The following is a 16596-nucleotide window of genomic DNA, read 5'->3' on the forward strand; positions in this document are numbered from 1 at the left end:
TTGATGAAGCTTTCTGCCGCTCGTTATCATTTAAAAAGTTTAAAATGATGAAAATATAGAGAATAATTGTCTGTATGAGCTTCATAATTTCCTGCTTCCCGCTCCCAGCTTCAAACCTTTCTAAAAATATAAGTTTCACCCCAAGCTTAGGTCACTTTTCTAAAGTAATTACATAAAAATTGCCTCTAAACAAAATTCACGATTCACGATGGTTCTTTTTTATATATTTGCTAAAATTTAAAATCTAAGCATGAATCCAGGAACTGTACTTCTGCTGTTTGTCTTTATCTACTTCATCGGCCTTTTGGTGATCTCTTATTTCACCAGCCGAAATTCCGACAACCAGTCCTTCTTTATCGGTAATAAAAAAGTAAATGGTGGCTCGTTGCATTTGGCATGATAGGCACCAGTTTAAGTGGAGTTACCTTTATTTCAGTTCCGGGAACAGTCGGAAAAATGACCGGCTCCGAATATATTTATGGTGGTTTTGAATATTATATGATGGTGATTGGTTTCTTCATCGGGTATTTTATTGTGGCAGCCATCCTTTTACCATTGTATTATAAAATGAATCTTACTTCCATTTATACCTATTTGGGAAAAAGATTCAATGTGGAAGCGCATAAAATCGGGTCCATATTCTTTATTATTTCAAGAGCTATTGGTGCTACAGCCAGATTATATCTTGTGGTAAATGTATTACAAATCTTCCTTCTTGAAGGACTAGGAGTTCCGTTTTGGGTAACTTCTATGGTTCTTTTACTGATGGTTCTTCTCTATACTTTTGAAGGTGGGGTAAAAACCATTGTGATTACGGATACATTACAGACTTCTTTTATGATTATCAGTTTAGTGGCTTGTATTGTCTACATTTTATCCAATCTGAACCTTTCTTTTGGTGAAGCGTATACGATTTTAGAACAGAAAAATTATACTCATTTCATCAATTTTGATCCTAATTCCAAAACGTTTTTCCTTAAAACCATTCTGGGGGGAATCTTCATTACCATTGCCATGACCGGACTGGATCAGGAAATGATGCAGAAAAATATCTCTGTAGACAACCTTAAAAATTCAAAGAAAAACATGTTGACTTTTGCAGGAACCCTGTTATTGGTTAATCTTGCTTTCTTATTCTTAGGTGGATTACTTTATCTTTTTGCTTTGCAGCATGGAGCGGAATACGGAACAACAGGGACAGATCCTATTACCAATATTTTCGGGTTCAAAGATGCTGCAGGAAACATTAAGAATGTAATGGGTGATGATCTTTTCCCTGCTTTATCTCTTAATGGGCATTTCCCAATGATGATTTCCGTGATTTTTATTATCGGATTGATCTCTGCATTATTCCCTTCTGCGGATGGGGCTTTAACTGCGGTAACAAGTTCATATTGCGTAGATTTATTAAACCTGAACGAAGATAAAACCAAAACTGAAAAAGAGAAGAAAAGCCTTCGTATGAAAGTGCATTTAACATTCACTGTGGTATTTTTCATCCTAATTATGGTATTCAAAGCTTTGAATGACAAATCTATTGTCTACCTGATTATGGAAATTGCCGGATATACGTATGGCCCACTATTAGGACTGTTTGCTTTCGGAATCTTCACTAAGTTCAAGATTTCCAAAAAGTACTCTATTCTTATGGTAACCATTCTAGCCCCTATCTTTACTTATTTAATCAATTTTGCAGTGACTTCTTATACGGATTACAGGATTGGTGTGGAACTGATTGTTCTTAATGGGCTACTGACCTTCATTGGTTTATGGATGGTGAAGGATAAACAATATTTGAGAGTTGTTTAATTCTACAAAAAATTAGATTTTGGCTAAAGCCATTGGAATAAGATTTTTTATTTTTAAACGAGCTGAAGCCCGTTTCTATTGATGTGAATTGATTGAGAATAAGTTTACACAATAGTTTTATTTTCATCTTAATTCCAAACATCTTCTGACAGATCAGAAGGAATATCAAAATTATAAACAAAACAATATTATATTAAATAAAAAAACCATGAAAAAAATTATTTCACTTTTCATCTTTGTATTAACGTTTGGTTCTTTGGCAGCACAGGAAAATTTTGAAGTGTCTACTTTAAGAATCGGGCCTTACAAGATCTTCATGGAAAAAAGTGAAGCAGAAAAAATAGCAGGGACAAAAATCAAAATTTCTGACGGACAGCAAAAGAATAGTGTAAAATACAATGGAGAGATTATCAATATTGAAGTTTTCCAGGGGTATGGTGGTGAAGCAAAACCAGATGCTGTTACGATTGCAGGAATGACAACTACCAGTAAAAAATTCAGAACCAAAAGCGGAATGGGTGTTGGAAGTACCAGAGATGAGCTGATTAATACGTACAGAAATTATCCTATATTCAGTGTTCGTCCGGAAGTAGATGATAACGGGAAGCGTATTAAAGATGCAGGATATTTTAATATTGAGGACTATGATGCCGGAACCCAGTTAACATTTAAATTTGTTAATAATATTGTCACAGAAATTACTGTTTACATCAACGAAGGCTGTTAAAAGCGAGAAAATATTCAAATCAATCAAAATCCGGGTTTTTATATCCGGATTTTTGCATTTCCATAAGCCGGTAAAAAATTGTAAATTCGCGTGCAAATAAATCAGATATAATGAGTAAAAGTATCGAAGAGTTAAAATCTCTTACTACACAGATCAGAAGAGACATTTTAAGAATGGTTCACGCTGTAAATTCAGGACACCCGGGAGGAAGCTTAGGCTGTACAGAGTACTTTACAGCACTTTACGGAAAGGTGATGAACTATCATCTTCCTTTTACGATGGAAGGCAAAAATGAAGATCATTTTTATTTATCAAACGGGCACATTTCTCCTGTGTACTACTCTACTTTGGCAAGATTCGACTTCTTCCCAGTACATGAGCTAAGTACTTTCAGAAAGCTTGATTCAAGATTACAGGGACACCCTACTACTCACGAAGGTCTTCCAGGAATCAGAATTGCTTCAGGTTCTTTAGGACAAGGTCTTTCTGTAGCGTTAGGAGCTGCTTTAGGTAAAAAAATGGACGGAGATCAGTCTCTAGTTTACTCTCTTCACGGAGATGGTGAACTTCAGGAAGGTCAGATCTGGGAAGCGCTGATGTTTGCTGCTGCTAAAAAAGTAGATAACATTATTTCTACTATTGACTATAACGGACGTCAAATTGACGGTGATACAGATGATGTATTAAGCCTTGGAAATCTTCATGCTAAACTTGAAGCTTTCGGATGGATTGTTTTAGAAGAAAAGAACGGTAACGATCTTGAAGCTGTAATTGGTATCCTTGAAAGAGCAAAAGCTGAAACTGGAAAAGGAAAACCTGTAGCGATTATCCTACACACAGAAATGGGTGCTGGAGTAGATTTCATGATGGGATCTCACGCTTGGCATGGTAAAGCTCCTAATGATGAGCAATTGGAAACTGCATTCAAACAATTGTATTTAGAAGCTCCTGCTGACTACTAATATCTAACCATCTGTTAACATCTCGATTAATAAAAATAAAAATGAAATATACATATACAGAAAAAAAGGACACACGTTCAGGATTCGGAGCTGGATTAGCTGAGCTTGCTGACAAAAACCCTAATGTAGTAGCACTTTGTGCTGACCTTATCGGATCTTTGAAAATGGAGAAATTCATTGAAAAAGCTCCTGAAAGATTCATCCAGGTGGGTATTGCAGAAGCAAACATGATGGGGCTTGCTGCAGGTCTTAGCATCACTGGAAAAATTCCTTTCACTGGAACTTTTGCTAACTTCTCTACTTCAAGAGTATATGATCAGATCCGTCAGTCTATTGCTTACTCTAATAAGAATGTAAAAATCTGTGCATCTCACGCAGGTCTTACATTAGGAGAGGATGGAGCTACTCACCAGGTATTGGAAGATATCGGGATGATGAAAATGCTTCCTGGAATGACTGTAATCAACCCTTGTGACTACAACCAGACAAAAGCGGCTACTCTTGCTATTGCTGACCACGAAGGTCCTGTATATTTAAGATTCGGTAGACCAACTGTTCCTGTATTTATCCCTGAAGATATGCCTTTCGAAATCGGAAAAGGAATTATGCTTCAGGAAGGTACTGATGTAACTATTGTTGCAACAGGACACCTTGTATGGGAATCTCTTGTAGCTGCTGACGAGCTTGAGAAAGAAGGTATTTCTTGTGAGGTAATCAACATCCACACGATTAAGCCTCTTGATGAAGAAATCATCTTAAAATCTGTTGAAAAAACAGGTAAAATTGTAACGGCTGAAGAGCACAACTACCTTGGTGGTTTAGGTGAATCTGTTGCGGGAATGCTTGCAAGAAGAAGACCTACAAGACAGGAATTTGTAGCGGTAAACGATACTTTCGGAGAATCTGCAACGCCTGCTGAATTAATGAAGAAGTATAAAATTGATGCTGCAGCAGTGAAAGAAGCTGTAAAGAGAATTTTAGCTAACTAATGATTAGCACATCATAATAACTGCGGGCTGTTTCTTTGAAACAGCCCGCGTTTTTAGAACAATTAAAAAAAATTACTAAGAAACCCAAATTTATGAAAACTCAAATCCTATTATTCTTCCTTTTTATAGGAAGTTTAATTTCCGCACAACCCATCATCACAAAATGGAATACCAATATTCATTTTGATAATTCAAAACAAATTATCATTCCAACGGATGGAACATATACTTATACTTATCAGGGTGTTACCAATCCATCATTAACAGGTAGTGGAAGCGGTATTTCAGGCAATACAACAGTCACATTTCCTAGTGCAGGAATATATACTGTAACCATTACCCCAACATCATCATTCAAGTTTTATTTCAATGGGGTATCAAGTAATAATGCAAAAAAAATATTAGATATTACTCAATGGGGAAACGTAAACTGGAAGTCTGATTTATCAGATTCTTTTCACGATTGTCAGAATTTAACAATAACAGCAACCGATACCCCGGATTTCAGTAATGTCACCAAGATGTTTCAAATGTTTTTTGCATGCTATGGGTTAACAAATGTTCCCAGCATGGCAACGTGGGATACTGGTAATGTAGCAGACATGAGTTATATGTTCTATAATGCTAAAAATTTCAACCAAAATATTGGAAACTGGAATACTGTTAATGTAACCACTATGAAAAGTATGTTCTATTACGCTACAAATTTCAACCAAAATATTGGAAACTGGAATACAGGGAAAGTAACTGATATGAGCGAGATGTTTTTGTACGCAGAAAAATTTAATGGAAACATTGGAAGTTGGAATACTGGAAGTGTTACCAATATGAGTTATATGTTTTGCTCAGCAAATGCCTTTAATCAAAATATAGGAAACTGGAATGTTTCTAATGTCATCAATATGTCTTGTATGTTTTCTAGTGCTACCAATTTCAATCAAAATATAGGAAGCTGGGATACATCTAATGTCATCAACATGGGTAATATGTTCCAATATGCGCCACATTTTAATGGAAATATAGGAAGTTGGAATACCGCAAATGTTACCACAATGGAGGGTATGTTTTATCAGGCAACAAATTTCAATCAAAATCTTGAAAACTGGGTTCTAAACCCCTCTGTAAATTTAGGAACAATATTTAACAGTGCTGGTTTAAATTGTGAAAACTACAGTAAAACATTAAAAGGTTGGGCAAGCAATCCAACAACACCTAGTGGTAAAAATTTGGGATATGTTAGTTCAAGCTATAGTACAGAAGCACAACCATATAGAAACCTACTTGTTACCACAAAAAACTGGCTTATTGCAGGAGACACCTATGATCCTGATTGCATTGCTAGCCTGGCAACTCACGATATTAAAGCCCGTGTAAATTTTGTAAAATTGTATCCTAATCCAACATCAGAAAAAGTTTTCATTAGCTCAGAGAAAAAAATAAAGAATATAATTTTGTCCAATACCGAAGGACGAATTCTTGCAAAAAAGCAGGAAGCCCAAATTAATATGTTAGAATATCCTTCAGGTGTTTATTTTATTACGCTTTATTTTGAAGATGGCACTTCTGATACACAAAAGGTTGTAAAAAAGCAATAATCTAGCTATACTTCAAATGATATATAATTAGTGTGAACCAAATACCCACTTAAAAAGAATAAAATACTGCGCGGGCTGTTTCTTCGAAACAGCCCGCGCAGTATTTTATTGAATGAGTGATTCAATGTTGGAGTTTTCATATATAGTTGTCATGGTTGTAGCTTCTACCCTACTTATCGTTTTTGTTATTCCCGTTCATTGAACGGAGCTCCTACAGCAATCAGAATGGGACATAGTATTTCTTTTATATAATCATCTTCCCTCTCCATGGATTTCTTTGAACCAGAAAAATAGTTGCTGATCCTATAGTTTTTCACAAACTGATTTCTCTTCTTCCCAATGGAATAGTAATATCCACCCCATTCATCATTGATAAAATAAGTCATTTCATCAAAGGTCATGATCTTTTTGGAGAGAATCCATTTCTTGTAAATACACTTCTCAGATTTATCAAAAATATACTTTACAGGAATCCTGAAAATCAGATCGAAGAGAAAATAAATCATATAAATTCCCCATATCATCAGGGCCACTTTAAACTGATCTCCAGACATCTTATCCATAAAATAGTAGATAATAGCTACAAGAGCAATAACTCCTAATGCCAACCACCAGGTTAAAGTACGTAGGAAGCTGTAATTGGGCATCAGGCTTATTTCGCTTCCATTCTCTTCAAATTTATAGCGGTCTGTTATGGTCATTACCTGGATTATTAATTTTCATGATATCTTCTGTTTCGTTCACCATCTTTTGGATTCCTCTTTGTGTTAGAGCCTGTCCAATGGTCAGATGCTTTTCTTTTCCGTCCACTTCAAAGTAGACAGACAGAATTACATTCGTGGTTATAAAGCCCAGATATTTTGTTGCCAGTACATGAAAATTGGTAAAATCCTTAATCTCATAAGTTTTGGCCGGAACAAAAATGGTATGCTTTCCGGTAATGGTTTTCCGATCCATATCAATAATAAACTTCTTGGTAAAGAAATTAATGATGATAAGTACTACTACAGCAATCATAATGAGGCTTACGGTTCTTGCATTGTTAAAAATCAACCCTGCTATCACTAAAAAGATGAGACATAATATGGTGATAAACACCGGTTGGTTTTTAAAAATGTACTGGTTTCCTTCCTGTTTGTAAAATTTATAAGAATTCATAATAGGTTGTTTGTAGAATAGATTGAGGTGTTATTAAAAATTAATCTCTTTATAGTTGGTAACGTTGTGCAATTTCATCTTCATTGATGGTTTTCAGGGTATTTAAATCTGTTCTGAAATAGGTATCATGAATAGAAAAATAAGCATCCATTTTTACCTTGGTGTATTCGGACGCTTTCTTCCAGCAGTCAAAAAACCATTGTTCAAAAAGTTTATATTTTTCATCATCATATTCATCCAGTACCTCATCAAAATCCTCACCTTCATAATGATCCTGAAAATCTGAAACCATATTCCATATTTTTTCAGGAATCAGCGCATCCCAGTCTCCACTTTCTTCAGCACTGCTCTTCTTTTTGGTAGGTAGAAAAATGGTATTGGTAATTATTTTACCTTTTTGATCTACGCCCCAGAATACAATATCCAGATATTCATATTCATACTCAAAATAGAATGCTTTAACATCAGATTTCCCTTTATTATCAACATAGCTGATGTTTTCCCCGTCCAACAAATGAATCAGATCTTCTATAAGCTGAGCACTGGTTTCTTCCAGGTATTTTTTAAATTCAATATTGAGTTTTTTAAGATTTTCCATCACCTGATTCTGTTTAAAAGTTATGATTGGATGTGTCTGAGACAATTATTTTGTTCCGCTTCATTTTTATATAATGAAATGTGTTTTTTATTCTTCATCCTTAATTTAATTGCCCCAGGTTTCCATCCAATCCAGATATTCACTTTTATATTCATTATCATTAAGTCTGACAATGATATTTTTCAGATCCTGCTTCTCAAATTCATAATCTGAAACCGTGAAAATCAAGAATATATCTTTCCCTATGATATTTTTAAAAAAGTTCTCATTTTTAAGCTTTTCCAGCACTTCGATACAGATAGTATAAAGTTCAGCCTGAAATTCTATGAACCATTTATCATATTCATCTTCACTTTTATCTTCATGTCTGGCAAGTTCTGCTCTCAGAATAGTACAGATCTCATTAAACTCCAGATCTGCTCCTTCCATTTCATACGTCCATTCAGCAGGTTCAAACTTATAGTACACTTCATCATCTTTATCTATGCCCTTAAGTGTTTCCAGTGTATTGGAAGAAGGGCAAACAGTCATTGCTCCCTCATCACTGTACAGTGCAAAACTGTAAATATTTTCAGTGCCATGCTTTTCATACATTTCTAAAAAAGCATTCTTTGCAGCTGTCTCTATCTGTTCTTTCAACTTCTTAAAATCCATACTTCGTTTCACTTTTTAAAATGGGCGGTAAAATTACCCTTATCCTGTTACATCAAATGCTTATATTGATTAATAGTCCAGCCATATTCACGATTATGACCAGTCTATTTTATCATTTTCAGATTACCTGTTTTTATTATACATGATCCAGCCGGGAATTATAATTGCTATAGCTACAAGTAATGGAACCAACTCACCATACCTGAACAGCCACGATGTTTCTTTAGATGGACCTATTTTTACAATAACTGTCAGGCAGAAACCTATGATGATCATGATGATACCTGCTATTTTTTTCATAGTATTATATTGTGATTGTTATTTATTCATCAGTCTACAAAATTATTGTAGCGGCTAAGAACAGTATTGGCTTCACTTTCAAGATCATCAAGATCACGATTCAGATCACTGTTATTTTCATTCAGGCTCCTCTGAACAATTCTCATTTTACCGAGGAAATCATTTAAAGCATTATTAAGAGCTGTATAACTGCTTTCTTTCTGCTTTTCTGAGGATGGGATTGTCTCATCAACATTCCTTGTGTACAGTTTTTCCATCTGCTGATATTGCTGAGCGAATTTTTGTTTGTAAGCATCCAGATCTGTAATATCATAAGAATCATCAACAATCTTTTGAGTAAACTCCATGGCTTCCTTAGACTGAATGATATGATCTTTCAACGGATGTCCTTTCAAAACTTCCATTTCGGCCTTATCTGCTTTTGGAGAGAGTTTGGAAAACAGATCATTAGCAGCTTTCCGGTTTTCCTGGATCAGTTGATTAGCTTTTTCAGAGATTTCAGTAATTTTCTTTCCTTTATCATCCTTCCAGTCTTCTGCGGTTTTATAAGTTTCAAGATCTTTCTTCAGAGCCTGCAGCTTGGTAGCTGTCTCTTTCATTTTATCCACAAGAATCTGATATTCTTTTCCCAGTACATCCGGAGCTTTAATCTCCTGGTTAACCCACATCATAATAGTAGGGGTAAATATGGGAGACATCCCTGAATATTGTGGATTTGCGGATACATTTTTCACATATTCATCCATTTGAGTCAATGATTCCTGAAAGTTTTTAATGAACTCTGCCTGAGCTTCATCCATTTTCACCACTTTATTATTAAAGGAAACAATATCTCTGTTTTCATCTCCTGAATTAACACTGAAAGGATTTACCTGTGTACTATTTCCACTCTGAGAAAGTTTTTCTTTAATCTTTTCCAGTTTATCGCAGGAAGACAGGGTAAGGCTAAAACCAAGTATTCCTGCAATGAGCAATGTTTTTTTCATAATCTGATAGTAAAATTTAAATAGGTGTTGCATTGGGCTTTACATTAAGATCTTCCAGTTCATTAACCACTTCCTGCATCGTTTTCTTACTGAAGGATTGGGATATTACTGGACGCTTAAAATGGGTTACATTCTTAAAACTTCCGTATAAATAACATCCTAAAGGAATAAAACCTATATACATAGTTTGCAGTTCAAATCCTTCAAAATCATTAAGGTCATAAGTAAACTTCCGACGGTTTAAACCTCTGTTAAGAATCGTAAGACATTTTGATACAGGATCGAAACAAACCTTGGGTGGCATAAAGGAAACAATTGTCAGTAAAAGTGAAAAAATCAGCATAATAATTCCCGTTTTCAGATAACTGGTGCTGATAATTACAGCAATTGAAATCAGAAGCCATGCAATCACTATGATGTGCTGTAATGACAGATACTGCTTTACCTGATATTCTGTTCCTTCTCTTTTTACGTGTTTAAAGCCTTCCATACCTGTAAGCATTTAAAGTTTTAGCCGATAAATGAGAATTTATCTTCAACCATTTTTCCGATCAGAGGTAAAGGTTTTTCAACTTCATTGGCAGCATTAATAGCTCCAATAATGATCAATACCAGCGGTAAAATTCCAAGTATATTTAAGATACCCATGTGAGTTACTGAAATTAAAATCCTTAAAATAATTGACAGAATAATGGAGAAAATAATCAATCCTAAAGACTGCCTAAGATGATATCTTAAAAGGCGGTCTGCTTTTTCCTTTCCTACAATAAATGAAATTAACCATCCGAAAATCGTAATGTATGATACGATAGATAATGTTTTGTTGTCCATGATAATTTTTTTTAATTAATATTTTTGATTTTTTTACTGGTTCAAAATTGCAACAGAAAAACATAACTCCAATTTTTGGGGTTACTACAAAACAACTTCAACTCAAAAAACGAATGACTACAAAACGTCTACAAAACCACATAACAAACTAAATAACAACACATTAAAAACATTCTATAATTTCATTTTTTTACACGAATCATTGATGATTGTCTGCAATTTTTGTACTTTCACCTCATGAAACTGCAGTTCTCTTTTTTATACTTTATATTCTTTATCTGTATTCTTTGTCCGGCTCAAAATACATTCATTGACGGTCTTACCAATCAATTGAAGAGCAACAGTTCTACTGAGGAAAAGTTTAAAGTTTATAATGAACTTACAGAATATTACAGAGTAAGTGATCAGTACCCTACTGCTGAAAAATATGTTCAGGAACAATTAAAACTGGCCAAAAGTGAACAAAATTATACGGAAGAAGTAAAGGCTCTGGTTCAGAGTGGAATTATAAAACTGAATCAATCTCAATATGAAAAAGTACCACGGCTTATAGATGCGGCTAATGCTGCGGCACAGAAAACAAATGATAAAACAGCTTTATTATATGCCGCTTATCTGAATATCTACTATAACAATACTCTGGGAGAATACGAAAATACTATAAAACTTATTCAGAAGACTCTTCCACAAGTTGAAAAACTTCCCTCAGAAGTTCTGCTGAATGCAAAACTCAATTATCTTCTCTACGGAATCCACACCGAATGGAATGATGCCAAAAACTCTACATTATATGCTCAGAAAGCGGTGAAACTGACTCAGAAATCAGGAAATAAAAATATGTTGAGCTCGGCTTATTCTGCGATGGCAGTCTGTTATTATTTCACTTATGAAAAAACCGAAAATTTAAAGGATTTACAAAGTGTTATAGAGATGTGTAAAAAGGCTGTTGCTCTTTATCAGCAGTTTCCGGGACAGGTTTCAGCACATGCCCATGCTTTAGCTTTATTAAATCTTGCTAACTATTATCTTAGCTACCCGGTAATTACCCCTGAAATTCGTAAAGAAATTCAGAATAATGCCAATGAAATTCTTACTCTTACCCAACATACCAGCTTAAATCAGGGAGTTCAGGCAGGTGCACTCGGAATTCTCAGCAGTCTTGCCACACGTGACCAGAATGATGCCTTATCTGAGCAATATCTTTTAAAAGCAGAACAGATTTTGCTGACTCAGAACCCTATTTACTATCATGTTATGATTAATGTAGTCACTGATCTTTCCAAACTGTATGTAAAGCAGAAGAACTACCAGAAGGCTTATGATTATCAGACTAAAGTAACAGAATACAGCAATCTTCTGTATAACGAAGGACAGGCAGAAACCGCAAAAAGACTGGAAGCCCAGTTTCAGTCTCAGAAAAAAGAAGCTGAATTAAAAGTGCTGACAGAAAAAACATTAAGCCTGAAAAAAGAAAAATTTCTGTATATCGGACTGGGAATTATAGGATTAACGGGAGCATTTTTCATGTTCCGTTCCTATCATTATAAACTGCGTTACTCTATAGAAAGAGAAAAGAAACTGAATACCGAAAAACATGAAGCCGAAATGCTGGTAAAACTTCAGGAAGAAGAACAGGCCAGATTAAAAGCGGAACAGGAACTTCTTACTTTACAGCAACAGAAGCTTCAAAGCGAGGTTTTGGCCAGCCAGCTTCATATTCAGCATAAAAATGAAGTGCTTCAGCAACTGCAGACCCAACTTTCTGATACAGATATTAATATCAATCAGGTTGTAAAAGAACAAAGTCGCGTAGACAATGATTTTGAAAAGATCAGGTTTACTATCCAGGAATTACATCCAGATTTCTTTAAAAATATTAATGAAAAAGCCAAACAGAAGCTTACCCCGCTGGATCTTAAATACTGTGCTTATATCTACCTTGGAATGGATACCAAACAAATTGCCAACCTGTTGAATGTAGAACCTAAAAGTGTAAGAATGACCAAATACCGCCTGAAAAAGAAATTCGGACTGGACGAAAATATGGCTCTGGATACATTCTTTCAGGGAGTATTTTCTGAATAAGCTGTAATATTCTTCAATATTCTAAGTGGGCAATCTAATAGTATTTTTAGACTACACACATAGCTCTTTAGAATATGATTTTTTGTTTATTCATGTATTAATACTACTTCTGTAATCATTTAATTTTGCATCGTTTAAGAGCGTGCATACAAATTTAATTTTGTGCATCATTTATGTACAATAGAAAATAATACTGCTTTCTATTTTCATCAATTTATTTTTTTTCCATTTCTTCTTACATGATAATTTATATCATTTTAAAGTTTCCTTACTTTCATTAAAACTCCCTAAAATTCAACAGGATAAAATCAACATACACCCCTATACATATTACAGAAATATGTAATAAAATCTACAAATAAATTACAACTTTTATCACCATTAAGTGATGTGATTATTTTTAGTTTTGAAGCATCAACGTTGATGAAATTCTGTATTTAAATTGTATGTGTACAGTACAAATTAAGCATAAGAATGAAACACCCGATGCCAGGGATTGTATGGCAGATTATATTATTTAATAAATAAAAAATATCAAAAATGAAAAAATTAGTCGGAATGAAGAGAAACTTCTCTTCTCTAGAAAACAAAAAGATCAACAGAAATGATTTAAAAGCAGTTCAAGGAGCTAATAGTTACGACATTTCAGAAAATGCAACGTGCTATGATAAAAAAACTTATAATGATAAGTGCGTACTAATAAACACACTATATATAGGTGATAACTGTGGAGGATTGTAATATTATAGAGGGTTTAACCCTCTATTTTTTTCAATAAAACTGATAGAACTCCGCTTTTGACTAGCTTACAATAACACTCGGTTCAACCATGAAACATCATAATTACATCTTATTTTTATATTCATTGCTAACTTTTATTTTTCTTTTCTTTTCCTGTAAAAACAGAGAACTAAATTATATTGATTATTATAATAAAGTTTACACGATAGACAGTATTCACAGGATCCATAAAGATACCCTGGCAACTATAAAACAATACAGGAAATTATTCAGACGATATCCACCGGTTCAGAATGAGAGAATTACAGAATATGAAGTCTATATCAAAATGGCCGACAAATACCATAAAAATTTTGGTGGTGTAAAAAGTCTGGATAAACTTTTAGCCCTAACTGGACCCTACTGGCAACCTGAACCCGATTTTTATGAACTGTATCAAAGACATGGAATAAATCGTGCACAAGTAGACCAAAAATTTAAGCAGTGGCGAAAAGGACTTAATCAGGTTTTGGTGGATTCTTTCAGTATTGCTTTTATCAGAGACCAGCACAACAGGAATATCAAAGAAACGGTTGAAATGAATGACAAAAAAAATGCAGAACTTTTAATATGGACCTTAAAAAATTATGGGTATCCATCTCTGCAAAAAATAGGACATCTGGGAAGAGAAAGTCAGTTGATGTCTATGGGAACTATGCTCAACCACATGGCTTATACAAAGTACTATGATTATTTCAAAACGGAACTACTGCAATATGTAAAATCCGGAGAATGTACTCCAAGGGATTATATTGAAATGGTAGATAAGTACCAATATGCCAATAATGGTGTTACAATGTACGGAATATTCATGCGTTTTGATGAGGCCAATTTAAATGCAGCCGATTCTGCAAGGATAGATAGAAACCGTGCAGCCATAGGATTTCCTAGAATGAAAACCTCTATGAAGATTGCAAAAGATTTTTTCAATAAGCTTAAAAAGCAACAAAAATGATCCTTATTATCTCTGAAAATAAAGAAAATACAACCAATGAAGTCATTAAATATCTTCTGGCCATGAACAAAAAATTCATTCGCGTCCATGAAGATGAAGTTTTTGAAATTAAGACAGATCAAAAAAGACTTTTTCTTGTAAGCCATAGAAACAGGTTCTACCTTGATGAAATAAACAGTATATGGTACAGAAACGGCGGCTTAAATTTCAGAAGGCTGCACTACAAAAATGAATCTATTAACCTCAACATGAATGAATATCAGCACTGGCTGGAAGATTATGTGAGAAAAACTTTAGAATCGAAAAAACATATCAATAAAGAAAGCAATAGCGACCTAAATAAACTTCTGGTATTGGAACAGGCAAAAAAGGTAGGTTTAGATGTTCCTGATTATTTTCTGGCTGATAATACGGACGAAGTAGAGTTCAATAAAACCATCATCAAAACTATTGGTGGAAATCCCAGAGCAGAAAATATTTTCAAAGACACTACGGGAATGATGTATACTTCCATAGTGAAAGAACCTCAGAAAGGGAATTTCTTTATCACATTCTTTCAGGAAAAAATTGAAAAAGATTTCGAAATCAGGAGCTTTTATCTGAATGGAAAAGTTTGGTCTACGGCTATTTTTTCGCAAAATGATGAGCAGACCAAAGTTGATTTCAGAAAGTACAACCATAAAAGGCCTAACAGAAATGTACCCTATCAGCTTCCTAAAAGTATTGAAGAAAAAATTCATTTGCTGATGCTGTCTCTGGATCTCAATTGTGGTTCACTGGACCTTATCAAGAGTAAGGATACATTTTATTTTTTAGAGGTGAATGCGATAGGCCAATTTCTAGGACATTCGGTGATCTGCAACTATTCATTGGAAAAAGAAATTGCCAATTATTTATGAAAAAGAATTTTACTCCAAAAGAACAACATCCTCTTCCACTTATCTACAATTATATGGAGATTGTGAAAAACAGAGAAAGAGAGAAGTCTAATTTAAATTCCGGCATAGCAAGTGAAAAGTATCAGACTGACTTCTATGCAAAATCAAAACCTTATAAATTCCTGGTAAGATTGCTATGAGATATTTTAATCTATTCAGTACTATTCTCATCACAAAAGGAGCTCACAGAATCCTGGTTTCAGATCTTCAGAGAAATACATCTGAACTCTTTCCTTTAGAATTTTATGACCTGATTGAAGAACTGAAGAAAAATTCCATTGAAGAAATTCTGGAAATGTATGATCAGGAATCTCAGAACATTGTTCAGGAATATTTAGAGATTCTTTTAGAGTATGAATATGGATTTATTACAGAGAATGACTGGGACCGGAATTTTCCGGCTTTATCCTATAAATATAGTGAGCCTAACAGAATTAACAACCTCTTTATCGAAATTGCAGACATCAGCCTTTTAAAGAGGCTTAAAAACGCTGTAGAGGATCTTGAGATCAGACACCTGGTAATCTACAGCAAAAACCTGTTAACCTTAGAGGAACTCATCAGCATAGATCATATCTTTACCTCATCGGTTCTTTCAGGAATAGAAATCATTTCTCCTTTTCATAAAGAAATAGATCAGTCATTCATCCAGAATCTGAACGATGTAACAGAAAGAATTTACAGTCTTATTTTCTATGAATGTCCTCACAAACCCTTCAAATCAAAAGATGAATTGAAATTCAGTCTGAGCTTTGTAAAAGAGTCTATTAAAATTTCATCCTGCGGAAAGGTAGACATGAAGTACTTTAATACCAATCTTCCTAAAGTACTGGAAGCCCTCAACTATAATTCCTGTCTTCATAAAAAGATCAGTATAGATATTGAAGGAAATATTAAAAACTGTCCTTTAATGACTGAGAGCTTTGGGAATATTCAGAACATAAGCCTTGAGGAAGCTTTAAACCAACCTGGATTCAATAAATACTGGAATCTTACTAAAGACAGCATAGAAGGCTGCAAAGACTGCGAATTCAGGTATATCTGTACAGATTGCAGGGCTTATACAGAACGGTCCCATTATACTCCGGAAAACCTGGATATATCAAAACCTTTAAAGTGTGGCTATGATCCTTATACCAATGAATGGAAAGAATGGAGCAAAAATCCTTTAAAACAGAAAGCAATCAAACAATATGAACTACAGAAACTAAAATAGCTTTTAAACACTG

At 34.3% G+C, this 16596-nt stretch carries 18 protein-coding genes and 1 pseudogene; 11 read left to right on the plus strand and 8 right to left on the minus strand.

Annotated features, from left to right (window positions below):
• Nucleotides 1-250 precede the first annotated feature (250 nt).
• The 5 genes and pseudogenes from BOQ64_RS19380 to BOQ64_RS19400 all read left to right on the plus strand — a co-directional run bounded on the left by BOQ64_RS19380 (nucleotide 251) and on the right by BOQ64_RS19400 (nucleotide 6082).
• Nucleotides 251-1809: pseudogene (locus BOQ64_RS19380) on the plus strand (sodium:solute symporter).
• Nucleotides 1810-2017: 208 nt separating this feature from the next.
• The gene (locus tag BOQ64_RS19385; RefSeq protein ID WP_129058983.1) at nucleotides 2018-2536 is read left to right on the plus strand and encodes a hypothetical protein; all 519 of its coding nucleotides are present in this window, start codon (nucleotides 2018-2020) and stop codon (nucleotides 2534-2536) included.
• Nucleotides 2537-2643: 107 nt separating this feature from the next.
• Nucleotides 2644-3498: a transketolase gene (locus tag BOQ64_RS19390; RefSeq protein ID WP_262708779.1), complete on the plus strand. Its 855-nt coding sequence runs from the start codon at nucleotides 2644-2646 to the stop codon at nucleotides 3496-3498.
• A 41-nt stretch (nucleotides 3499-3539) separates the two neighbouring features.
• A complete protein-coding gene (locus BOQ64_RS19395; RefSeq protein ID WP_129058981.1) occupies nucleotides 3540-4487 on the plus strand; it encodes a transketolase family protein in 948 nt (315 codons plus the stop codon).
• 92 nt (nucleotides 4488-4579) lie between these two features.
• On the plus strand, nucleotides 4580-6082 hold the full coding sequence (locus BOQ64_RS19400) for a BspA family leucine-rich repeat surface protein (RefSeq protein ID WP_129058980.1): 1503 nt from the start codon (nucleotides 4580-4582) through the stop codon (nucleotides 6080-6082).
• 185 nt (nucleotides 6083-6267) lie between these two features.
• Here the strand turns inward: BOQ64_RS19400 and BOQ64_RS19405 are convergent, their stop codons facing one another.
• The 8 genes from BOQ64_RS19405 to BOQ64_RS19435 all read right to left on the minus strand — a co-directional run bounded on the left by BOQ64_RS19405 (nucleotide 6268) and on the right by BOQ64_RS19435 (nucleotide 10609).
• Complete coding sequence (locus BOQ64_RS19405) at nucleotides 6268-6783, minus strand: hypothetical protein (RefSeq protein WP_228448486.1); 516 nt, start codon at nucleotides 6781-6783, stop codon at nucleotides 6268-6270.
• Nucleotides 6761-7240, minus strand: a complete 480-nt coding sequence (locus BOQ64_RS19410) for a hypothetical protein (RefSeq protein WP_129058979.1) — start codon at nucleotides 7238-7240, stop codon at nucleotides 6761-6763. Before BOQ64_RS19410 ends, BOQ64_RS19405 begins: the two co-directional genes overlap by 23 nt.
• Before the next feature lie 49 nt (nucleotides 7241-7289).
• On the minus strand, nucleotides 7290-7838 hold the full coding sequence (locus BOQ64_RS19415) for a hypothetical protein (RefSeq protein WP_129058978.1): 549 nt from the start codon (nucleotides 7836-7838) through the stop codon (nucleotides 7290-7292).
• Between the two features lie 105 nt (nucleotides 7839-7943).
• Nucleotides 7944-8492, minus strand: coding sequence for a DUF4303 domain-containing protein (locus tag BOQ64_RS19420; protein WP_129059084.1), 549 nt, complete (start codon nucleotides 8490-8492; stop codon nucleotides 7944-7946).
• 123 nt (nucleotides 8493-8615) lie between these two features.
• Complete coding sequence (locus BOQ64_RS23230; protein ID WP_164975852.1) at nucleotides 8616-8792, minus strand: hypothetical protein; 177 nt, start codon at nucleotides 8790-8792, stop codon at nucleotides 8616-8618.
• A gap of 29 nt (nucleotides 8793-8821) precedes the next feature.
• A complete protein-coding gene (locus BOQ64_RS19425; RefSeq protein WP_129058977.1) occupies nucleotides 8822-9778 on the minus strand; it encodes a DUF3829 domain-containing protein in 957 nt (318 codons plus the stop codon).
• Nucleotides 9779-9794: 16 nt separating this feature from the next.
• A complete protein-coding gene (locus tag BOQ64_RS19430) occupies nucleotides 9795-10268 on the minus strand; it encodes a hypothetical protein (RefSeq protein ID WP_129058976.1) in 474 nt (157 codons plus the stop codon).
• Between the two features lie 20 nt (nucleotides 10269-10288).
• Nucleotides 10289-10609, minus strand: a complete 321-nt coding sequence (locus BOQ64_RS19435) for a DUF4870 domain-containing protein (RefSeq protein ID WP_129058975.1) — start codon at nucleotides 10607-10609, stop codon at nucleotides 10289-10291.
• A gap of 237 nt (nucleotides 10610-10846) precedes the next feature.
• Between BOQ64_RS19435 and BOQ64_RS19440 the strand changes: the two genes are divergently transcribed.
• From BOQ64_RS19440 to gwsS, 6 genes are all read left to right on the plus strand, one after another.
• Nucleotides 10847-12694: a helix-turn-helix transcriptional regulator gene (locus BOQ64_RS19440; RefSeq protein ID WP_129058974.1), complete on the plus strand. Its 1848-nt coding sequence runs from the start codon at nucleotides 10847-10849 to the stop codon at nucleotides 12692-12694.
• A gap of 540 nt (nucleotides 12695-13234) precedes the next feature.
• Nucleotides 13235-13435 carry a TIGR04139 family peptide modification target gene (locus BOQ64_RS19445; RefSeq protein WP_129058973.1) on the plus strand — a complete coding sequence of 67 codons (201 nt, stop codon included), beginning with the start codon at nucleotides 13235-13237 and terminating at the stop codon, nucleotides 13433-13435.
• A gap of 88 nt (nucleotides 13436-13523) precedes the next feature.
• Entirely contained in the window at nucleotides 13524-14429 is a 906-nt protein-coding gene (locus BOQ64_RS19450) for a hypothetical protein (RefSeq protein ID WP_129058972.1), read from the plus strand.
• Complete coding sequence (gene gwsG / locus BOQ64_RS19455) at nucleotides 14426-15328, plus strand: grasp-with-spasm system ATP-grasp peptide maturase (RefSeq protein WP_129058971.1); 903 nt, start codon at nucleotides 14426-14428, stop codon at nucleotides 15326-15328. Before BOQ64_RS19450 ends, gwsG begins: the two co-directional genes overlap by 4 nt.
• Nucleotides 15325-15507, plus strand: a complete 183-nt coding sequence (locus BOQ64_RS19460; RefSeq protein WP_129058970.1) for a hypothetical protein — start codon at nucleotides 15325-15327, stop codon at nucleotides 15505-15507. The genes gwsG and BOQ64_RS19460 overlap by 4 nt, the downstream gene beginning before the upstream one ends.
• Nucleotides 15504-16583, plus strand: coding sequence for a grasp-with-spasm system SPASM domain peptide maturase (gwsS, locus tag BOQ64_RS19465; RefSeq protein WP_129058969.1), 1080 nt, complete (start codon nucleotides 15504-15506; stop codon nucleotides 16581-16583). Before BOQ64_RS19460 ends, gwsS begins: the two co-directional genes overlap by 4 nt.
• Nucleotides 16584-16596 lie beyond the last annotated feature (13 nt).

The sequence above is a fragment of the Chryseobacterium sp. CH25 genome (genome assembly GCF_004119455.1).
GTDB lineage: Bacteria > Bacteroidota > Bacteroidia > Flavobacteriales > Weeksellaceae > Chryseobacterium.

Coding starts and splice junctions, on each gene's coding strand:
- BOQ64_RS19445 (WP_129058973.1), top strand. CDS start 13,235: ATGAAAAAATTAGTCGGAATGAAGAGAAACTTCTCTTCTCTAGAAAAC.
- BOQ64_RS19425 (WP_129058977.1), bottom strand. CDS start 9,778: ATGAAAAAAACATTGCTCATTGCAGGAATACTTGGTTTTAGCCTTACC.
- BOQ64_RS19435 (WP_129058975.1), bottom strand. CDS start 10,609: ATGGACAACAAAACATTATCTATCGTATCATACATTACGATTTTCGGA.
- BOQ64_RS19405 (WP_228448486.1), bottom strand. CDS start 6,783: ATGACCATAACAGACCGCTATAAATTTGAAGAGAATGGAAGCGAAATA.
- BOQ64_RS19440 (WP_129058974.1), top strand. CDS start 10,847: ATGAAACTGCAGTTCTCTTTTTTATACTTTATATTCTTTATCTGTATT.
- BOQ64_RS19450 (WP_129058972.1), top strand. CDS start 13,524: ATGAAACATCATAATTACATCTTATTTTTATATTCATTGCTAACTTTT.
- gwsS (WP_129058969.1), top strand. CDS start 15,504: ATGAGATATTTTAATCTATTCAGTACTATTCTCATCACAAAAGGAGCT.
- BOQ64_RS19415 (WP_129058978.1), bottom strand. CDS start 7,838: ATGGAAAATCTTAAAAAACTCAATATTGAATTTAAAAAATACCTGGAA.
- BOQ64_RS19410 (WP_129058979.1), bottom strand. CDS start 7,240: ATGAATTCTTATAAATTTTACAAACAGGAAGGAAACCAGTACATTTTT.
- gwsG (WP_129058971.1), top strand. CDS start 14,426: ATGATCCTTATTATCTCTGAAAATAAAGAAAATACAACCAATGAAGTC.
- BOQ64_RS19395 (WP_129058981.1), top strand. CDS start 3,540: ATGAAATATACATATACAGAAAAAAAGGACACACGTTCAGGATTCGGA.
- BOQ64_RS19460 (WP_129058970.1), top strand. CDS start 15,325: ATGAAAAAGAATTTTACTCCAAAAGAACAACATCCTCTTCCACTTATC.
- BOQ64_RS19400 (WP_129058980.1), top strand. CDS start 4,580: ATGAAAACTCAAATCCTATTATTCTTCCTTTTTATAGGAAGTTTAATT.
- BOQ64_RS19430 (WP_129058976.1), bottom strand. CDS start 10,268: ATGGAAGGCTTTAAACACGTAAAAAGAGAAGGAACAGAATATCAGGTA.
- BOQ64_RS19420 (WP_129059084.1), bottom strand. CDS start 8,492: ATGGATTTTAAGAAGTTGAAAGAACAGATAGAGACAGCTGCAAAGAAT.
- BOQ64_RS23230 (WP_164975852.1), bottom strand. CDS start 8,792: ATGAAAAAAATAGCAGGTATCATCATGATCATCATAGGTTTCTGCCTG.
- BOQ64_RS19385 (WP_129058983.1), top strand. CDS start 2,018: ATGAAAAAAATTATTTCACTTTTCATCTTTGTATTAACGTTTGGTTCT.